The sequence below is a fragment of the Aquiflexum balticum DSM 16537 genome (genome assembly GCF_900176595.1).
Lineage (GTDB): Bacteria > Bacteroidota > Bacteroidia > Cytophagales > Cyclobacteriaceae > Aquiflexum > Aquiflexum balticum.
Genome location: NZ_LT838813.1, coordinates 1,554,734 through 1,575,371, shown reverse-complemented (window position 1 = coordinate 1,575,371; position 20,638 = coordinate 1,554,734). Strand labels below are relative to the sequence as shown.

General features: G+C 42.2%; 10 protein-coding genes. All 10 read right to left on the bottom strand.

Features of this window, described 5'->3' with window-relative positions; all coding sequences use genetic code 11:
* Positions 1–1,092, bottom strand: coding sequence for a catalase family protein (locus tag B9A52_RS06830; RefSeq protein ID WP_084119596.1), 1,092 nt, complete (start codon positions 1,090–1,092; stop codon positions 1–3).
* An 11-nt stretch (positions 1,093–1,103) separates the two neighbouring features.
* Positions 1,104–3,311 (bottom strand): lipoxygenase family protein, encoded by a 2,208-nt coding sequence (locus tag B9A52_RS06825; protein ID WP_084119595.1) that lies wholly within the window; start codon positions 3,309–3,311, stop codon positions 1,104–1,106.
* 122 nt (positions 3,312–3,433) lie between these two features.
* Positions 3,434–5,446: a sensor histidine kinase gene (locus tag B9A52_RS26110; protein ID WP_084119594.1), complete on the bottom strand. Its 2,013-nt coding sequence runs from the start codon at positions 5,444–5,446 to the stop codon at positions 3,434–3,436.
* Entirely contained in the window at positions 5,446–9,276 is a 3,831-nt protein-coding gene (locus B9A52_RS06815) for a two-component regulator propeller domain-containing protein (protein ID WP_084119593.1), read from the bottom strand. Before B9A52_RS06815 ends, B9A52_RS26110 begins: the two co-directional genes overlap by 1 nt.
* Positions 9,277–9,411: 135 nt before the next feature.
* On the bottom strand, positions 9,412–9,810 hold the full coding sequence (locus tag B9A52_RS06810; RefSeq protein ID WP_157370093.1) for a hypothetical protein: 399 nt from the start codon (positions 9,808–9,810) through the stop codon (positions 9,412–9,414).
* 311 nt (positions 9,811–10,121) lie between these two features.
* Positions 10,122–11,207: a sensor histidine kinase gene (locus B9A52_RS06805; protein WP_084119591.1), complete on the bottom strand. Its 1,086-nt coding sequence runs from the start codon at positions 11,205–11,207 to the stop codon at positions 10,122–10,124.
* A 2-nt stretch (positions 11,208–11,209) separates the two neighbouring features.
* The gene (locus tag B9A52_RS06800) at positions 11,210–12,349 is read right to left on the bottom strand and encodes an FIST signal transduction protein (RefSeq protein WP_084119590.1); all 1,140 of its coding nucleotides are present in this window, start codon (positions 12,347–12,349) and stop codon (positions 11,210–11,212) included.
* 23 nt (positions 12,350–12,372) lie between these two features.
* Positions 12,373–13,533 (bottom strand): FIST signal transduction protein, encoded by a 1,161-nt coding sequence (locus tag B9A52_RS06795; RefSeq protein WP_084119589.1) that lies wholly within the window; start codon positions 13,531–13,533, stop codon positions 12,373–12,375.
* Between the two features lie 23 nt (positions 13,534–13,556).
* On the bottom strand, positions 13,557–14,717 hold the full coding sequence (locus B9A52_RS06790) for an FIST signal transduction protein (protein ID WP_084119588.1): 1,161 nt from the start codon (positions 14,715–14,717) through the stop codon (positions 13,557–13,559).
* The gene (locus B9A52_RS06785; RefSeq protein ID WP_084119587.1) at positions 14,714–20,638 is read right to left on the bottom strand and encodes an ATP-binding protein; all 5,925 of its coding nucleotides are present in this window, start codon (positions 20,636–20,638) and stop codon (positions 14,714–14,716) included. Before B9A52_RS06785 ends, B9A52_RS06790 begins: the two co-directional genes overlap by 4 nt.

Below are 20,638 nucleotides of genomic sequence, written 5' to 3'. Positions count from 1 at the left end.
TTAGCAATTTCTATAATCATTATCAGGAATCTCACTTGGCATTCCAAATATTTTGATGGCCCAAACACGGGCATATCTAGCCAAATCGGAGTGTTTACGAAGGAAATTGAGTGAATTATAATCGAAAATTGAATAGGAGGTAATTATACCAAGGCCTTTGGGCAGATTTTTCATGGAGAAAATCATTTTGGTACTCTCCGCCCAGTCCAGTGGTCTATTCATCGTTATCTCTGCAAGATCAATCCAAGGGTGCGATGCTTCATCCCATTTTCGGCAACAGTTAAATATCTCAGCGTCATCATCATCGGATGCCTCATGTAGCTGAATCTGAAGTTTGTAATGTACAGGTTTAATACGGAGTCTTTCTACATACTCATCTTTCAGATAATTTCGACTCAGTGTTTCACCAGGTAAAATCCTTTGATTTTCAGAAGGAATCTTCATGTCATAGTCATCAAGAATGCCTGATTCAGGTACATCTTCAGCAGGAATGGTACGGTATTTTATGTATCGAAGCACATTATCCTCGGCTCTATAAAGGAAAGGTGTTTGTGAGTAATATCTTAAATTGGAAAAGGATGTCGGGTTACGTCGCATCCCTACCTGAGCACCTTCCACCCCTGTAGGATATTTCCTGTAGTATTCCTCATATTGCATTCCAAATCGGGTTTTCTTGTACTTAGCAAACCTGAAAAAGCTTGCAATTGACCAAAAAAGAGCAGTCTCACCAGTATTGAGCTCAATATCCATTGGACTTTTATAATTGGTGTCCGCCATCTTTATAGACATACTACGAACCACACGCATGGCGTCATCCATGAAGGAGGCGGCCGCATGCCGAACCCGACAGGGCAGTGTTTTACCTGGCTCGAAGAATGGATGTAACGGGAATTCGAGTTTATCAACAAACCGGATGGACCCGGTCGCAGCAATACCATTGTTGTGAGACATCTTACTACGGTACAGAATACTTCCGAAAATAGTCAGTGCCCAAGTAAAAGCTTTAGTGGCCACCCAAAGTAATACCCTACCAAATAACCGATGGACCGCGGTTGTAATTGATTTAAAAACAGGAATTCGATTTGATCTCATTTTTAAAATATCTAAATGTTGGTTTGTGATTGTATTATATCTATATCAAGGTCAAGAACTGCAAACTCCTGCCGGTGTTTTTCTAAACTATCCCGTAATTCCGGTGGAACGACCCCATCTTCATCAGCCATGATAAATCCATAACCGGTGCGAGAAAGCATATTGCTCCACCACATCATCTGAGTTGACCGAGTGAGATCAGGCGCAATGGAATGATCCGACTCTGGCCCCATTACTCCATCTGGCCCTTTTCCAAAACGTAGACCCAGACTACAGTAGAGCACCTCTCCGATATCGTCGTATTGTTTTGAATTAGACCAGGTGTGGCCAAAAGTAGCTTGGTAAATTATATAGGTACAAGCTTGTTTTAGCTGATTAATATCCGCTTCTGTAACCTCCTGCCCATCCTTTTTGTGGGTAATTCTGGAAACTGCTTTCTTTACTCCATTTACTTCTGGCCGTTCGTCGGTTAAATCCATCCTATGATGGTGCTGATACCAATCTGTACTTCCATTCCCTTTCATTTTACCATACCCATCCAACAGGACATTTTGCAGATAATGGCACAAAAAGGCCGGAACGCTATGGTTTACCAGATCTTCTGAGAAGCAATGGATTTCAAACCAATGTGCCAATATTTCAGAACGGTTGGCAGGATTGTCAATAAAGCCTGTAACAAAATCAAAAACAATATCCCAGTATAGGTTGCTCGCTTTTGCGTAGGTATGCGCATCGCTTATTGGTTGCTGAGGACGAAAACCTTTCCAATCTAAAGTCCCCAACACATTGTACACCACCTGATCGATACCTTTTGGAGTAAGTGCACAAGCAGAAGTGATGTATCCATTGCCTATTAGGATGCGGTCAGCAGTATGGTTTACCAATACCACCGAACGCAGAAAAGATTTGAGCAGGCCGGATATTGGATTCAGTCGTAAATTTCGGAAGCAAGCAATCGCATATTGTTCAGTGTTCACATGTGTTCCGGCAAAATGGTGCGCCAGTTCTGCATAAAGCCCGGCACTTACCCGACAAATTCGTTTTGCTGCCAACCACTTAGCCCCATCATTGGGGGTAAAAGTTCTTTTTTGTTTAAGGTCTTTTTCTTGCTCGGTTAAAGGCCCGGTAAGTGTAATTTTCACCGGAATTGGAAGGCCATTGTCCTTTAATTCGAACCACATATCCACATCAGGCATGGCATAATGATGGTATCTTTTTTCATATGATCCCCAATGATGGTGAACCCAGTATAGTGATTGATTTTTAGGGTCACGGTCGAAATCACATGCATACATGCCATTCATCATCCTTCTGCCAAACCATTCGTCACTCCGAGTGATTCCCGGAATCTTCTTTTCCATACAAACCGTAAGATTCTCAGGATAATCTTCGGTGATACGTTCATAAGTAAGGCCCTGACCTAAAAGGATCATCTCCATGTGCCTTAGTTTGATCAGTTCGATGGGTACGAATTGTTTTTCAAGTGTCTTGTTATAGCCAGGCGAATACTTATCCGGAGCGTTTTTATCATGGTCCTTAATTACAACACGAGGCAATGGGGTATCTTGCCGATACTCCCAGTAGGATAGCTGAATTTGACGGCAGCAGTACTCGATGCCAACCAAATCGCCCTTAGAGATTTTAATACGCTTAAATTCTGTGAAATTTGGAAGGTGTTGGCCTTTTTTATTGAAATGCTCGTAACCCGTCTGGTAAATCGCCAGCCAAACCTTGACAATATAAAACCTATGGGTGTAGAATAAATCATATGGAAGACTAAAAGCTCCACTAAAATCGGACTTACCTTCACTGAGCTTTCGGTATCCTCCCCAGATTGTTCTCGCCCAAAGCTCTATGTGCATATTAAAAACAGGAGAATCAGATTCCTTTTTGCGGGTACCAAAGGTAAGATGGCCTGTAACCTGATGATATGGACTGGGTTGTCCATAAATCTTATTTCGCCGTGGAAAGATGAATCTATCCATTGCATGGTATAGAAGTAGAAAATCTTCGTATAGTTCAATGCAAAAGAGTGAAAATCTCTGTAAGAGTCCGGCATGGCTTCGTGATTTATGAATCTCAATTCTATTGAGGTTTTTTAATCGGGGATGCCAAAAGCTGCGTGTTGGACCTTTTGAAATCTTAGTTTTTTTGCTGCATTCCTGGCAAACCTGTTCCATATCAACTTTTTCAACCATTTTATTTTCAGTTGTTACCATGACCTTAAATTTGATTGTGTAATCGTTGTTGTTAAGTTAAATATATTCCTTAATTGAATTTCCAGTATGATTTGTTTTTAGTGAAATTAAACTTCAACTGAGAAATGCTATTTATTTTATTTTCATATTAATAAAGGTAATTCAATGCTAAATTCTGTCCCTGCCTTTCCTTCAGGCAGGCCTTCATTTTCATTTGAAAGTACTTTTATTGATCCCCCATGCGCCTTGACAATGTCATAAGATAAGGATAATCCCAATCCTGTTCCCTGGCCCGTTGGCTTGGTGGTAAAGAAAGGCTGAAAGATTTTGTCTTTGATGGCGTCGGGGATGCCGGGGCCGTTGTCGTAGATGGAGATTTGTATCCACTTCCCATTGCTACCCCCAGCCCCTATAGGGGAGCCCTCCCGCAGCCTCGTGGAGACGGTGACCATTGGCTGTAGGGACAGGGCATGCCCTGCCCCTACAGCATAGAATGCATTGTTGAGGATATTCAGCAGCACCTTGCCGATATCCGCACGGATAAGTTCTATTTTGGGGATCGATGGATCAAGGTCTGAGATTAGTTCGATTTCAATTTCTTTGTTCTTAGATTTGAAGCTTTGGTAGGCAAGATTCAGATATTCCCCTACCAAGGTATTGATGTCTGTCAGTTCCTTCTCCCCCGAACCGGTCCTGCTATGCTCCAACATCCCCTTCACTATCGCATCCGCCCGCTTCCCATGGTGGTTGATCTTTTCCAAGTTCTGCTTGATATCCTCAAGGATTTCACTGACCAAAGTCTCGTCTCTCGTTTCTCGGCTCTTGGCTCTTTCTTCTTCAACCTCCTCAACCAACTCCGCACTTACCTCCGAAAAATTATTCACAAAATTCAAGGGATTCTGAATCTCATGGGCGATACCGGCCGTGAGTTCACCCAGAGAAGCCATCTTCTCCGATTGGATGAGCTGCGCTTGGGTGGATTTGAGCTGATGCAAAGCGGATTGAATTTCCTCTTTTTGACTGGCAAGCAGCAGGTTAGCTTTTTGTTTTTGGCGATTGGCACGAATAAGGATGCCCCCTATGAACAAAAATACAGTCAGTACAAACACAAATAAATAAGTTCGGTATCTACTCTGAATAGCAAGATTTTCTTTTTCAAGGTTTGCGAGTTCTCGTTCTCTGATCAAGAGAACTTGTTGAAAAGCAGCCATATTGGCAAACTTTCTTTTGGTCAAAACTGATCTTTCTACCTGAGCCAGTTCCAAATACCTGAAAGCACTGTCAGGCTGGTTAAAATGTCGAAAATGCCCGTAAAGGTTTTGATAAGCCAAGGCAATATCTATTTCAAACATCTGGATCTCTCGGATTCTCCTTAATTCATTTATGGATTGTCTTGCAAAAAAGTAACTGGAATCCATATTATTGAGATATCTGTAGGTCTCTGATAATCCAAGATTATTTGTGGCTTTGCCCACAGGATAGTCCTTTTCAATGGCATCCTCAAGACCATCCCAAAAAGCGTTTAATGCAGGTTCATACAGCTTCAATCTAAGCTTGATTGCACCATCAATGTATTTAATTTCAGGATATCCTTCGAAATTGTATAATTCCGGTGGATAGGACCTTGCTTCTTCAATTTTCATCTGAGCTGAATCCAATTCATTATTAGTGAGATATACGAAGGCCAATCCAGTTAAGGAAAAAACAGTATTCATCACATCTTCCTGTTCTTTGGCTATCTGATAAGCTTTTTGATAGTAGTAAAGCCTCTCTTCGATATTTCCTGTTGCCCCCATCAGATGGCCATAATTGAAAGTTAAATTGGCCAGCACGCTCCAGTAGCTTTTTTCATATTCTTTATCATGCTTGACTTTCCCAAAAAGTTTGATGGTTTCTGGATTTTCCCAAAAATCAAAAGCCTTCCTAAAGGCTTCATAAGCCACAGCAAATTGACCTGTATTGGTTGCAATCCAAGCTTTGTTGCCCAACACATCCATTAATTTTATGGCCGTCTGAACTCTGACAGAATCCAAAGAGGCATTTTCATATTGAATTTGCAGACTATCAATTCTTCTGTCCCATTGCCTTAGGTTTTGACCTAGGCAATAATCCTGGATCAAAAAGAAAAACAGTACCATTAAAATTCTTTGCTTCATCACTTAGGTTGTATTGGTAATTGAATGATAAACTTCGTTCCTGTTTCAGCTTTACTCAATACGCTTAATTCTCCCCCATGGGCTTTGATAATATCATTGGTAATACTCAGCCCCAATCCCGTCCCCTCAGTGCCTTTTTTGGTGGTAAAGAAAGGCTGCAGGATTTTATCCTTAATCTCATCTGGAATCCCCGGTCCATTGTCCTCAAAAGCTATCCGAACCCGACCATTTTTCAAACTTGTAATCACCTTCAATTTAGGATCATACTTAATGTTTTGGGAATTCCCATCTTCCGTCTTCCGTCTTCTGTCTTCCGTCTTTAAAACCTTCTCCTTCATCGCATCAAAAGCATTATTACAAAGATTGATTACTACCCTTGTAAAATCCTCTTTGATCAGTGGTACCTCCTTTATCTCAGGATCAAGATCCAAGGTTATATCAACGTTTATGGAATTTTTACCGGCCCGCATCCCATGAAAACAAAGATTGACATATTCCTTGATCAGGGCATTGAGATCCGTAGGTTCGATTATACCTGAGCCCCCGCGGGAGTGCTGCAGCATAGAAGTCACAATACTATTGGCCCGTGAACCGTGTTGATGAATTCTCACCAGATTGGACTTGATATCTTCCAGGATTTCATCCACAAGTGTCTCATCCCTTGCATCTTGGCTCTTGCTTCTTTCTTCTTTTGCCTCCTCAATCATCTCGATAGACACCTCTGAAAAGTTGTTGACAAAATTCAAGGGATTCTTGATCTCGTGAGCGATTCCCGCTGTGAGTTGCCCGAGCGAGGCAAGTTTTTCCTGCTGCACGAGTTGGGCTTGGGTCAATTTTAATTCAAGGTATGCCTTTTCAATTTCCTTGGCATGCTCGAGTTCCTTCTGTTGGATCCGATCTCTTTCTTTGCGTAAGGCCCTACTTTTTTGGAATTTATTTATTCTATTGATAACTAAAATAAAAATTATCAGGTATATCAAATAGGCCCACCAGGTTCTATGCCATGGAGGAAGGACGGAAAATCTATAGACAGCCTCTTCTGACCACTCTTTTCCTTCAGCTTCGGCAGGCCCGGTGTATCTAGCTATCACTTTAAACACATAATCACCTTCAGTGATATTGCCAAAAGTAGCAAGGCTGTTTTTTATAATTGGACTCCAGCTTTTATTGTACCCTTCAAGCATATACCTGTATTCCATTAAATTGGGCCTTACCAGTTCATCCGTCCCAAAATCTATGGTGATTTGGTTTTGAGAGAAGGGGAGTACAAGATTTTCAGGAAAATTTTCAAATCTCCTGATTTCTGAAAATTGGATTTTTGAGAATTCTTTTTGTTGAGATCTTCTTTCTTCAGTGCTGAGTTGCCTACCAAATACCCTGACTTCATCGGTAATATAAGCCAAGGATCTTGAACTATCGGAATGCTCATCTTCATGATTGCTTTTTTGCAGGGAAGTCCAACTAATCGGTTGTTCATTTATTCTGATGTTTTTGATTTTTATGCCAGGCTTTGTTTTCTTTTTTCTCAAAGCTTGGTAATTGAATTTCACCAAACCTGTTTTATCACTCCCATTGCCTGCCCATATATTTCCATGCCTGTCCAGGTAGATACCCTTATTTACATCTTTGACCGGATAGCCATTAGGAGTATTGTAGTACTCCAAACTTCCGCGTATTTCCTGAAACGGCAGGGTAGCTGCCGGTGCGGGTATTACGGTAAAACCTTGATTCGTTCCTATAAAAATATTTCCATCCTTATCTTCCAAAAGATCATAAACAGTGTCATCACCTAATCCCTCTCTTTTTGTCAAGTTGCTGAAAGATTGGCCATCAAACCTTGAAACCCCGCCGCCTTGGGTGGCAAACCAAATATTACCCACCTTGTCTTCCAAAATGCTCCACACAATATCATTGGACAAACCTTGTGAGGTATTGAAATTAGTAAATCCTTTACCATCAAATCTGGAAACACCCCCACCAGCTGTACCCACCCAAAGATTTCCTTTACTGTCTTCCAAAATGCTGTAAATGTAATTGCTGCCCAAACCATGATCTGTGGTAAAAGCAATAAAACCTGCCTGATTCACAGGCTTGATATTCCAATCAAATTTTACCAAACCTCCCCCACCGGTACCTATCCAAATATTCCCCAAACGATCTTCTTTGATAGCATATATGATATCATTGGGCAGACCATTGGCCGTATTAAAAATGGTAATGCTTGTATTTTTACCTTTATCAGATTCGTCCTCGAAAAGCACAATACCTCCACCGCCTGTTCCAAACCATAGTTGACCATTTTTGTCTTTGAGGGCACTGATGACAAGTGGATTTGGCAGTCCCTGATCGGTAGTAAAATTTGTAAAGGATTTGCCATCGTATCTTGAAATTCCACCTCCATCAGTACCAAACCAGAGATTGCCATAGTCGTCCTCCAGGATACCATAAACACTATTCTTGGCAAGACCAAGATCTGCCGTAAAATTATTAAAGGCAGGACCTTTGTACAGTGCAACTCCACCTCCTGCAGTTCCAAACCAGATATTCCCTGATGCGTCAGTTGAAATGCTGTATACAACATTTATGGGCAATCCTTGGGAAGTGGTATAATTTGTAAAAGATTTGCCATCAAATTTTGAAACCCCGCCGCCCTCTGTGGCAAACCATAAATTCCCATCCAAATCTTCTTCAATATCCCAAACGTCATTGTGGCCAAGCCCATCCAAAGTGGTGAAGTTTGTAAAGGTTCCTTTTTTCTTTGAATCAGCACTTTCCTTATACTTGGAAACCCCACCGCCCTTGGTTCCAAACCAAAGGTTGCCTGAACTGTCCTTGGCAATGCAATTGATCGCATTATCAACCAACCCGTCTTCAGTGGAAAAATGCAGGAAGGATTTTCCATCAAATCTTGAGACCCCATTACTCCCTGTTCCAAACCAGATAAAACCATTGCGATCTTCAGCAATTTTTATAACAGTATTTTCCGGAAGACCGTTTTCCTGATTGAAGTTGGTAAAGCCTTCCCCATCAAATTTTGAAGCTCCACCCACTCCTGCAGCAATCCACATATTACCATTTCGGTCCGGAGTAATCCCATAGACAATATCATTTGCCAGCCCATCGAATTTGGATTTGATGGAAAAAGAATAGCCATCATAAATAGAAATCCCTCCTCCTTCAGTACCAATCCAAATGTTCCCGTCTTTATCTTCAGCAAGGCAGTGCACCAAGTTGTTGGAAAGACCGTGGGCTGTATTAAAGTTGGTAAAGGAAACCCCGTCAAACTTTGAAATCCCACCTCCCCAAGTACCGAACCATAGATTTCCTGACCTGTCCAACAACGAAGAGGTGATATTGTCCAAGCTCAAACCTTCATCAGTCGTAAATGTGCTAAATTGAGAAATCCCGCCATCACCTAAATAGTAATAGTTCCCTTCAGCGTCAAGGATAGCTTCACCTTTTTCGTTTTTTAAGTAAGGTCTTTTAATAATTTCCGGGGAAGAAATGGCACGCGTTTGGTTTTGCTCATCTTGGAGGGTATATTCCTCACGTGGACTTTGGGGAACCGTTATAGTTTTCGGTGGGGAATTGTCCCTGATCCAATTCTTTTGGGGTTGAAGAAAATCTTCAAGACTGTCCAAATAAATGATTGTAGGCAAAGCAGGATTTACCGGTTCTTTAAAATCTTGATTTTGGTGAGTACCTTTTTTATCAATTTGCTGACAAGCTCCAGAAAAAATCAGAATGCAGAGAAATCCTAAAGTTGCGTGTAAACATCTTTTTAAATCATCTTTTGCCGGAAAATTCATTGCTTCACTTTCAGCAACCATATCTTTCAGATTGAATCATACATAAACATTTGCTAACATTATTTTAGCTTAGAGAATCCGGGTGAAAAAAAACAGTTATCATTTTTGAAGAGATGTATTCGGTCAGGTGAACCTGACCGAATAAATTCATTTTGATCAATTTCTAACAATAATCCTTGGCGGAGATTGACCTCGGGCATAAGTCATGGATTCATGAATAAAAACCGTATAAGCAAAAGTGCCTTTCGGGCTATTTGCCGAAATTGCCATCACCAAGGGATTTCCATCCTTTACTTCCCTTGTTTCAAGGCCAAAAATCCGGATATCTGGAAATGCAAAGGAAGCATCGGAACCTTCGACCACCCATCGAATCCGGTCGCCTCTCCTTACAATCACATCACTTTGAGATTCATCATCTTCCAAGACCACTCTCCATTCATCTCCGATGATTTTTACAACTACCTTGTGTTCCACCCTTCCCTGTCGAATATCAATTTCATCTTCTTCAATAAAGGAATTATAATTTTGACTTGAGAAGAAAAGTAGTGGACTCAAAAAGGCAAAAATTAAGATTTTTTTGAAGTGCATAAGTTGTTTATTGCTTAGTGGAAAATCATTTATTTATTGTTTTTTTTAATTGAAATTCAAATTATTGATTGAACCAAATCATATATGGTATTTTGTCGCGGTATAATTGAATAATTCAGTATTAAGTTTTCCAATAAAAAGGAATTTTAGATCCGGTTCAATTACCTTGATATTTATAAATATACACAAACATCTCTTTCCAATATAGATATCTGAAGCTTATCTTTAAGATAATCTAATCAGATGGACCCTATACTACTGATTACATCTCTGAATATTTATTTACTTAGTTGGATAAGGAATGCAGTTCCCGAACCTATAGTTGTTTCAATAATCAATTCCCCACAATGCGCTTTGATAATGTCATGGGTGATACTTAGCCCTAATCCTGTTCCCTCAGTTCCCTTTTTAGTAGTAAAAAAAGGCTGCATGATTTTGTCCTTGATCTCATCAGGAATCCCCGGACCATTGTCTTCAAAAGCTATCCGAACCCGACCCTTCTCAAGCATTGTGGACACCCTCAATTTTGGCAGATACTTTCCATCAACCACTGCTCCCTCATTGTACTTCGTACTTGGTACTTCGTACTTTTTCACCTTCTCCCTCATAGCATCAAAAGCATTGTTACACAAGTTGATGATTACTCTGGTAAAGTCCTCCTTGATCAGGGACACTTCCCCTAACTTTGGATCTAAATCAAATACCAAATCCACATTGATCGGGTTTTTCCCCGCCCGCATCCCGTGAAAGCTGAGATTGACATATTCTTTGATCAGGGCATTTAAGTCAGTAGATTCTTTTTTCCCTGATCCCCCTCTCGAATGCTGTAACATCGAAGTCACAATACCATTTGCCCGGGAGCCGTGTTCATGTATTTTTCCCAAGTTGGATTGGATATCTTCCAGTATCTCGTCCACCAAAGTCTCGTCTCTTGTTTCTTGGCTCTTGGCTCTTTCCTCTTTAATTTCCTCAATCATCTCCATCGATACCTCCGAAAAGTTATTGACAAAATTCAGCGGGTTCTTGATCTCATGGGCAATTCCAGCTGTCAGTTGGCCGAGGGAGGCGAGCTTTTCCTGTTGGACGAGTTGATCCTGAGCAGCTTTTAAATCCTCGAGTGTTTTTTGCAGGGCCTGATTGCTCTCTTCCACCGCAATTCTTTTATGCTCCAGTTCCTCAATGGTTTCTTCTAGCAGGATAGCTGTCGTCCGTTTTACTTTTTCGGTTCGGTCGAGCTTAAAAGATAAAATCTGAAGTTCTTTATCCACAGCTTTTAATGCCATAAGAACAGCCTCTTTCTGTTCAGCCGGCATATTTGGAAACTGCTGAATAAATTCTAATACAGTTAGCAGATTTTTATCCATTTCTATTTTTCTTTTAACGCCACACAACAGGTGGTCAAATTATGCATTTCCAAATTACCTCCTGCCATTCTGCCGAGTTCCGCATTGGAAAACATTCCTACCATGGGTACATTCCAAACTCGTTGAATGCCTTCTATTTCGGAATTCATCATAGGGCCGAATGAAAGAATCCTGCCAGCACAGCTGAACACAACCAAGGCATCTGCTTCCGGCCTTTCGGTTTCCTTTAGATTTTGAACGCCTTTCACCACTTTTTCCATCACATCCCAATCAGGAGGTAAGGAAAAACGGATTTTTGACCCTTGCGGAACCGTGCCGCTTGTGTAAAAAGAGCGATCTGACCAGTCAACGACCAACGGTGGACGCATGACTGGATCTCCATTTTTTCGTTGAAGTTGCAATGGAAAATTGGCGGCAATTTCTATTAATAAATCCTGGTTGCCCGGGGTTACATTTTCAAGTCCGCCATATTTTGTGGTGATATCGAGTGCCGGTTCGTTTTCAATCGTGAACACATGGTTCCCTTCACTTTTGGTCACTGTTTTTTCTGTTCCTACTGCTTTCCAACCACAGGTAGCGATGCCGCTGACAGCCACTTTTTCTTCATCAAAAGCGATACAAACCATCCCGTTGTTGCTCACTTTATAGTTGGTGAAAACATAGGTTTCAGTAAAGGCGTAATCGTCTCCTGCACCTCCGCCAAAAGCAATCACATCTTTCCCAATAACTTCTTCAAAGCCCCGCAAGACTTCTTCTCCATCTGCCGCAGGATTACTCGTACCGATGATAAAAGCAGGCTTTTTAAATGTCGCTTTTGCTTTACCGGCAATTCCCATCGCAACTTCTTTGAAGTTTTTATTTGGGTATTCTTCCAGATATATCTCGTAATAATTTTTGTTGATTTCCAACAAGAGTGCCACTACTGATCCCTTTTCAGTTTCTTCATCTATAAACTCTCCATTGGTGGTAACCCCAAAAAGGTCTAATCCCGCATCATATGTTACCTTACTAAGGGCATGAAGATCTTGACTCACGGAAGAGAACATGATCGCCAGGGAGGGTTTGAAGCCATCGGCCATACTTTCAGCGAGTGCTGTTTTAATTTCTTCTTTTGATTTGCCTTTGATTGATTTTGCTTTCATTTCTTCAATTTTAGTGGTTAAAATTATTTCTCTTTCAATGCTACCCAGCTTACCGTTGTACCCTGAAATTCACAGCGGCCTTCATCCAATTTTCCAAATTCACCCAAGGAGAAATAGCCTATCATGGGTTTGCCCCAAGTAGATGCCAGACCTTCTATTTCTGTGGAGATCAAAGGGCCGAACGTTCCTAACCTTCCTACGCACGAAAAAACCATCAACACATCGGCATCCGGCATCTCCTTTTCTTTACTGATCCTGGTGCTTTCCAACACTTTGTCTATCACATCAAAATCCGGTGGCAGGGAAAAACGGAATTGATCTCCCTCGTTTACTCCACCTGCAATCATGACGGATTGATCGGCAGGATTAAAAAACAGCGCAGGTTTCATAATGGCATTTCCTGATGCCCTCTCAAACTGTAATGGATAGCCAAGGTCTGTTGGAATAAATCCACTTCCTTCTGGATTATCCCTTACTATATCATTCCCTAAGAATCTTTGAATGACATGCATCGCCGGTTCATGGTCAATGGTGAGCGCCCAAGTGCCTTCACATTTCGTGATTTTTTTGCTTGTCCCTACCGGCTTCCATCCTGAAACAGCCAGGCCGCTCATCGCAACCTTGTCCTGATCCAGAATGAGTGCAAGTAATCCTCCCTTACTTGATACATCATTGGTGAAAAGGATTCCTGTAAAGTCAGCCGGATCACCACTACCGCCGCCCGCGATCAAAATATCCTGACCTGCGGCATCCGTCAATCCTTGGATGAGCCCATCGTAAGAAATTCTGAAATCCAATGGTGAAATGATGAAGCCCGGATTCTTAAAAGCGCTCTTCCCAGTTATACCTGTATTATACCCGGCTTCATAAGCAGACGATACTTCGTAATCGTTCAACACTATTTTGAAGTTCTCCGGTTTAATATCCAGAAGCATCACAACGATATCACTGTCTGTAATTCCCTGGTCCGTAAAGTTTTGTGGTGCAGTGACCCCGAAGATTGCAATGCCCTGATTCTCACAAATAGAGCGAAGAGGTTCCGCATCGTCAATATTGCTTATCATGATGATCGCAAGGGTCGGTTTGAAACCCTGGTCATTGGGCTGGCTGGCATCACTTGTGATTTCCTCCAATGCTTTTTGTATTTCTGAAGGTGTTTTTCCTTTTATTGATTTTGCTTTCATATTTTCAATATTTTATGATTGAATCATTTCTCTTTCAATGCCACCCAGCAGCAGGCGGTCGAGTGAGCATGCTGTTGTCCGTTTTTGGCCCGGCCAAATTCCCCATAAGTAAAAAACCCGGCCATGGGACTTTTCCATACCTCAGCCAGTCCTTCGTTCTCCATAGTCACCAATGGGCCAAGCGCCGGTTCTCTGCCTGCACAGGAAAATACCAGCAGGGCATCCGCATCTCCACCTGCAGCATTTTTGACCTCTTTTGCTTCATCGATGATTTCCTCCACAATATCAAAATCAGGAGGAACCGAAAACCAGAAAGTCTCACCTTCCTTCATCTCCAGGTCCATGACCAGCGCATTTTCTTCATGATCAATGTTCATGGGCGACTTGATTAATATTTCATGGCTGTTTTCCCGCTCTGTGATGAATGGGTATTCGAATGAAAGCTCGTTTAAAAGGTCAAAATCCCGGTCTCCACCCTGTTCGCTTTTGCCCAGGTATTTCAGGTACATGTCCACAGCGGGTTTTCCGTCTATGGAATATAAAAGTTTGCCCTTGCTGTGGGTCACTTTCCTGGAAATTCCCAATTTTTTCCAGCCTGTGATGGCCATACCATTCAGGGAGACTTTATCAGCATTCAGCACCAAAGCGACAAGCCCATAATTGGTTTCCCAATTTTGGGTAAAGACGGCCGTTCCTGTCAATGTAAAATCATCTCCGGCCATACCGCCAAAAAAGATCTTGTCCCGGCCAATTGCTTCTGAGAGTTCATGTACCAGGGTTGTTCCGTCAAATAATTCCACTGCCGGGGTTACACCGGTACTGCATACTATCAGGGTCGGATTGGCAAATTTCGAAAGGGCGGAACTTGCGACTTGTTTTGCTGCTGCCTGAATACTCCGTGCTCCCATATCTTCAAACACAATCGCATATAAATCCCGTGATAAGTCCATCAACAAGATGGCTATTTCGCCCTTGCTTTGGTGACCATCAACAAACTCGCCGCAGGATGTAGCCCCAAAAACGTCGATGTCCTGTGCTGCAAGGATTTCACTGACCGCTTTTCGATCCTGCTTTATGGAGATAAAAACAACAGCCAAGGTGGGTATAAAACCATCTCCTATAGCTGCATTTAAAGCTGTTTGGATTTCCTCAGCTGATTTTCCGCAAATTGATCTTGCTTTCATGTGTTTAGTTTGATTATAAACTTTGTTCCTTTGTCCATGGCTGTTTCTATTTCCAGTTCCCCCCCATGCGCCTTTACAATATCATGCGTAATACTCAGTCCCAATCCCGTTCCCTCAGTTCCCTTTTTGGTGGTGAAGAAAGGCTGTAGGATTTTATCCTTGATCTCTTCTGGGATACCAGGTCCATTGTCTTCAAAAGCTATTTGAACCCGACCATTTTCCAACCTTGTTCTCACCTTCAATCTAGGATCGTACTTTACATTACCAGATTCCCCATCTTCTGTGTTCTGTCTTCCGCCTGCCTGACCGGTAGGCAGGTCTTCCGTCTTTGATACCTTCTCCTTCATCGCATCAAAAGCATTGTTACAAAGATTAATCACCACCCTTGTAAAGTCTTCTTTAATCAGAGAAACTTCCTTTACCTCGGGATCCAGATCCAAAGCGATTTCCACATCGATCGGATTTTTACCCGCCCGCATGCCATGAAAGCTGAGATTTACATATTCCTTGATCAGGGAATTTAAGTCGGCGGGTTCTTTTTTCCCTGATCCTCCACGGGAATGCTGTAGCATGGAAGTCACAATACCATTTGCCCGCGAACCATGTTCATGTATTTTTCCCAAGTTGGAATGTATATCTTCCAGGATCTCGTCCACCAAAGTCTCGTCTCTTGTTTCTTGGCTCTTGGCTCTTTCTTCTTTTATCTCCTCAATCATCTCCATCGATACCTCCGAAAAATTATTCACAAAATTCAGCGGATTCTTGATCTCGTGGGCGATGCCGGCCGTGAGTTGCCCAAGAGAAGCAAGTTTTTCCTGTTGTACGAGTTGGGATTGGGTGGCTTTGAGTTCGCTCATGGCTGATTCCACTTCGGCTTTGGCCTGCTCCAGCTTGACAAAATCCTCGTATCGGGCATAAGCGATGGAAAAAGCTTTGGCCATTGCTTTTACCAGATCAATCTGCTCCTCAGATAAATTTCCCGGTGACCCTACATAGAGCAATCCTTGGCCAAAAGGAACAAAGTGCAGGTGCAGGCTTTCAGGTGCATTTTCGGTACCTTGATACGTTTTCAGATCTTTGACATAGCCCTGTTCCTGCATGGATTTACCCCAATTGGTAAAATCTGTTTGATTCCAATGTTGGATATAGACTTCCTCTTTTTTCCAGGCTTCCACCGACTTGGAGGTCATTTCATTGGCAGAAAAAGGGAGTGTCATAACTGCCAATGACTTTCCTTCCGGTGTGGAAAGATAAATTTCCACGTTTTTCTCTTTTTCATGTACAATAAATACCCCACAACGAATAAAGGGTATGCCCAAAGCAGTGAGTTCATTGAATACAAGTGGGGTAATCCGATTTAAGTCTTCCGCATTGCGCATAGAAGAAATATCTGCCCGAATGCGGTCCAAAGAGGCTTGGCGTCTGGCAGCCCGGGCACTGGATTCGGCCATTCGCAAATCTTTGAATCGCTTGTATGCAAGAGCGAATACATTGGCTGTTCTCCGCAAAAGATCCCGAGAAACCTTGTCCGGATAAAAATAGGTTACCATCACCAGCGCGCCGCCGGAAAAATCAGCTATTCCCCAATAGGCTTTTATTTCCTGTGCTGGCATATTGGGCATAGCCTCCATAAGGTATTGAAATGCCTCCGGAGCCTTTTCCCTTAACAGTTCAAACCACTGCCTGCCCTTTTCACCTTCATTTACCAGTACATATTCATTTTGATCTGAGGCATAGCATTCCATCATTTCGTCAATGATCAGCTTTCCTGATTTTGGGAAAAGTGCCTGGAACTGTAACAATCCTTCTTCTTTACCTGGCACATGCATGGCTGCCCATGATTCAAAATGATCCTTATGTTCCTCGTACAAGTGAATGGCACAAACTTCCAGATCTTTCTGGCCCAAAATGCCCATTTGCGTTCGAAGCTCAAGCGCCACATCACGAAGCTCTTCAGAATGCTGCATGGCCATCGCTCTCGATCGGATTCGCTCCAATGCAGCTTCAATCTGCGCTTCTCTAGCCTGAGCTTCGGCTTTTTGCAGGTCGAGGTATCGACGGTATGTTTGACCAAATACAGAGGCGAAACGCATAAAAACTCTTCCAATTTCTTCAGAAAGTGGAGTTGGGGAAAAAGCAAAAAGAGCCCCTTCAGGAAAGAAGAAATCATAGTGGATGATTTTGTTGGGTAGTTTTTCAAAATCTACCTGAAAAGAATATTCAGGTGCATCATTGATCGTCTTAAAGTAATTGATCAGATCATCACCTATCAATTCATAGGAATTGGTTGTTTTTTTTGTTTCCCATGCTTCCTGGACTTCTTTCAGTAATTGATGTGTTTCCATATCCAAAAATCCCTTATCAAGGGCTGTATGTCCTGATGGGTTGGTAGAAGCAGTCCAAACTTCCATTCTCCTGGATTTGTCCATGATCCCAATACCTGAACGGATCCATTTATCTACCCCAAGTTTGAGTAATTCATCAAAGAGTGTGGTGACTATCATATCCACATCCTGACTGCTGTGCATGGCCATAGTCCGAGACCTAACGCGCTCTAATGCCGCTTCAATCTGTGCCTCCCGGGCCTGTGCTTCGGCTTTTTTTAAGTCTAAAAAGCGGGTGTAAGTCAAATCAAAAACCTGAGCAAAGCGTTTGAATATTTCCTCCTCTTCACAGGGCACCTCAGTAATAATCACCAGATATCCGGTCTTAAAGTAGGCCGCATGTAATCGCTGCCAGTTTGGACGCGGAATGCCTGAACCTTCCATTTCCTCAAATATCTTCCTGGAGATTGGAATATTCATCAACCAATCGTAATGTTCCTGTAGCACTTCGTCTTGCAGGGTTACAGTCCGGTAGCTTTCGCCTTTTTTCCATCCTTCATAAAGGCTTTCATGGGCAAAGTCCCCAATATTGGGGAGGAAGAACGGTTGGATCAAACCATTATTTAAGCTCAGCCACCACTCATCTTCTTGGCGATTAGGTTCGCAGAGTACAAAACCGCAGGTCCAAAGATTATCAACCAGCGCATTCATCTCTTTAAACAAAACCGTGGCGACTTCTCCCAACTCCTCGGCTTTTTGCATCCCCATGGTTCGGGAGCGTACTTTTTCGAGGGCTACCTCGATTTTTGCCTCTTTAGCTTGAGCTTCAGCTTTTTTGATATCAAGAAAGCGGATATAGGTTTGCTTGAACTCTTTTGCAAAGCGTTCGTAATTCTCAAGTTCCTCATATGTATATGGTTCTGTATTCCATTTTACCATAGAAACAGTTATCTCTTCCAAAAAAGCATCTACTATTATTGAACCTGGAGTGGCATTAACATAATTGACAAATTCATCTGACACAGCTGGTGCATGCTTCCAATAGTGGTCGAGAAATTCATTCTTCTCTTTCTTTGTGAATGTTTTTACTTGGATGGGCTGGCCGGTCTTTTGGTACTCTTTTACAGCTTTTGCTGTTTTTGTGAAATACGGAGTCTCTATATAAGGAATGAGAATTTTATCGGTTGTATTTTCTGCCTCCGGCGCATAGCTCCATAAATCCCAGTCTCTTTTTTTTGTGATGGGTCCTTCGATAAACGTGACGTTATCAAACCTTATACCTACAGCATTCAGTTGTTCGCCAAATAATTCTATGATACCGAGGAGGTCAGACTGGGTTTTCATGGCCATGGTCTTAGCTCTCACTCTTTCCAACGCCAATTGGATTTCAGCTTCCCTGGCTTGTGCCTCTGCTTTTTGCAGATCGAGAAAGCGGGTATAGGCCTGCTCAAAGACTCTACCAAAGCGTTCGAGGATTTCCAACTCGTCTTCAGATATAGGATTAACACTCACTGTTTGTAGTCCGCTATACTTGAAGAATGTAAAGCCGGCTACATACCTTTCGAGGGCTTTATTTGCTTCTTGGACGTTTTTTGGGAAACGTCGAAATTCAGTATCATTATAAAGATATTGATCATAGATTTTTTTCTCTTCTCCTTCTATGGTATAAACAAATCGCTTTTTCTGAGCTTTCCAGGCATCCCACATGGCGTGATGAAATGGATAATCTTCAAATTTCATGTAATAGGATTCCGGGTCTTTCCCGCTTTCGGGGTTAGCTGCCCACACCGTATTGCTCAAGTCTTGTTCATCAATCAAATTGATGATGCAGAAGGTAAGAGTGAATTCAAGATTCGTGAACTCCTTAAGCAATGTATCTACCACAGCCGATAATTCTGAGGAATGATGCATGGCCAAACTGCGGGACCTTACCCTTTCTAATGCCGACTCTATTTTGGCTTCTCTTGCCTGCGATTCGGCTTTTTGAAGATCGAGGAAGCGGGTGTAGGATTGCTCAAAAACATTTGCGAAACGCTTAAGAATGGATCGGTCATTATCTGTAATATCCTCATTCTTTGCCATTGCTATCACCCCATATTTATGGTTACAATCGACAATTTCCACGCGTTTCATACGTTTCTTTTTCTGGATTTGATGAAAACTTGGATGATTCGTCAGCGCAGACAACTCCTTCATCACTATATCCACTTCCCCCAGGCCATTCCATGATAAATAGGAAAACTCTTCACCAGCTTTCCAGGTTTTTATTGATAGATTCTCAAAGGGTTCAAGGGGTACTAGAGCGGTGTATGCTTCATTAATTACTCCCTTTACGGGAGAAAACCAACAATCGGAGACTCCTTCTTCCAAGCGGAAAATGTTGATCCATACTTGATAAAAATCAAGGTCCAATTCAGAGAACTGTAAAAAAAGCATTTCTACCACTTTTCCCAGTTCATCAGTTTTGTGCATTGCCATTGAGGCTGATCGTACCCGCTCTAATGACACTTCTATCTGCGCTTCCTTTGCCTGTGCTTCTGCTTTTTGGAGATCTAGGAAACGGATATAGGCTTGCTCGAAGACCTTACCTACCCGTTTCATGATTTGAATATCCTCAGGCGAAGGAAGTTTGCCTTCAAAACTGGGAATGCATATTCCCGAATTTTTGGCCAAGGTGATAGCGATGGCATAGCCGGGCGCTTGAAGTAGAGAGGATTTAAATGCTACAGGAAGGTTTTTGTAATCCGTATGCTCAAAACCATGTGCTAGCCAGGTGTTCTTTTCTTCGAGCGTATAAATCTTTGTGAAAAAATCTTCCCCACTTTCCTTTGCATCAAAAAGGTCGGAAGAAATCGGGTGGTCAAAATAGGGTACACTAAGTGAAGAAACCCCATCCGGCAGGGGCAGCCATTGCCTGATATTCCGGGACCCATCTTCAAAAATAAAAATACTTACCGATGCAAAACCCATGTCCACGCTTAGCCCTTGCATTTGCTCAAACAGCACCTTCACTACGTCCCGTAAGTCATCGGTTTTTTGCATTGCCAAAGAGCTGGAACGGATTTTTTCCAAAGCCGCTTCGATCTGCAATTCCCGGTTATTTTGCTTTAATGCCGCAGTCTGCTGGTCGACTAGCTGCTGGAGCTTCTCTTTTTCCCTTTTCCACTCCTCCATGTGCCATGGATCATTTTCGGTATCTACAGGTGTTGAAGTATGCCAATGGGTGAGTTTCCATTTATTGTCCAGATATTCCATCACACAGGTAGCCCGCATAAAGATGGTATGAATTTCTTCTTCAGAAGAAAGTGTAAACGTAAGTTCTTCTATGATGCAAGCGTTGTTCCCACTGTTTGATATCCGCAAAGCAATTCTTTTGCGCTCAAAAGCAGGCTTCATGTTTCCCATTTGTTCGTACTGGGATTTGAACAAAGCCTCGACACCTTCAAAGGATAGTATCCTTTCATCTTTTGCAGTGCCATATACCATGGGGTCGGGGCCTATGATATCCGATATATCTTCATAGGGAACTATACAGAAGCCCACATTTAGGATCCGTTCATAGGTCTCTTCCAGGTTTTTTTTCTTCTTAGCATCCAT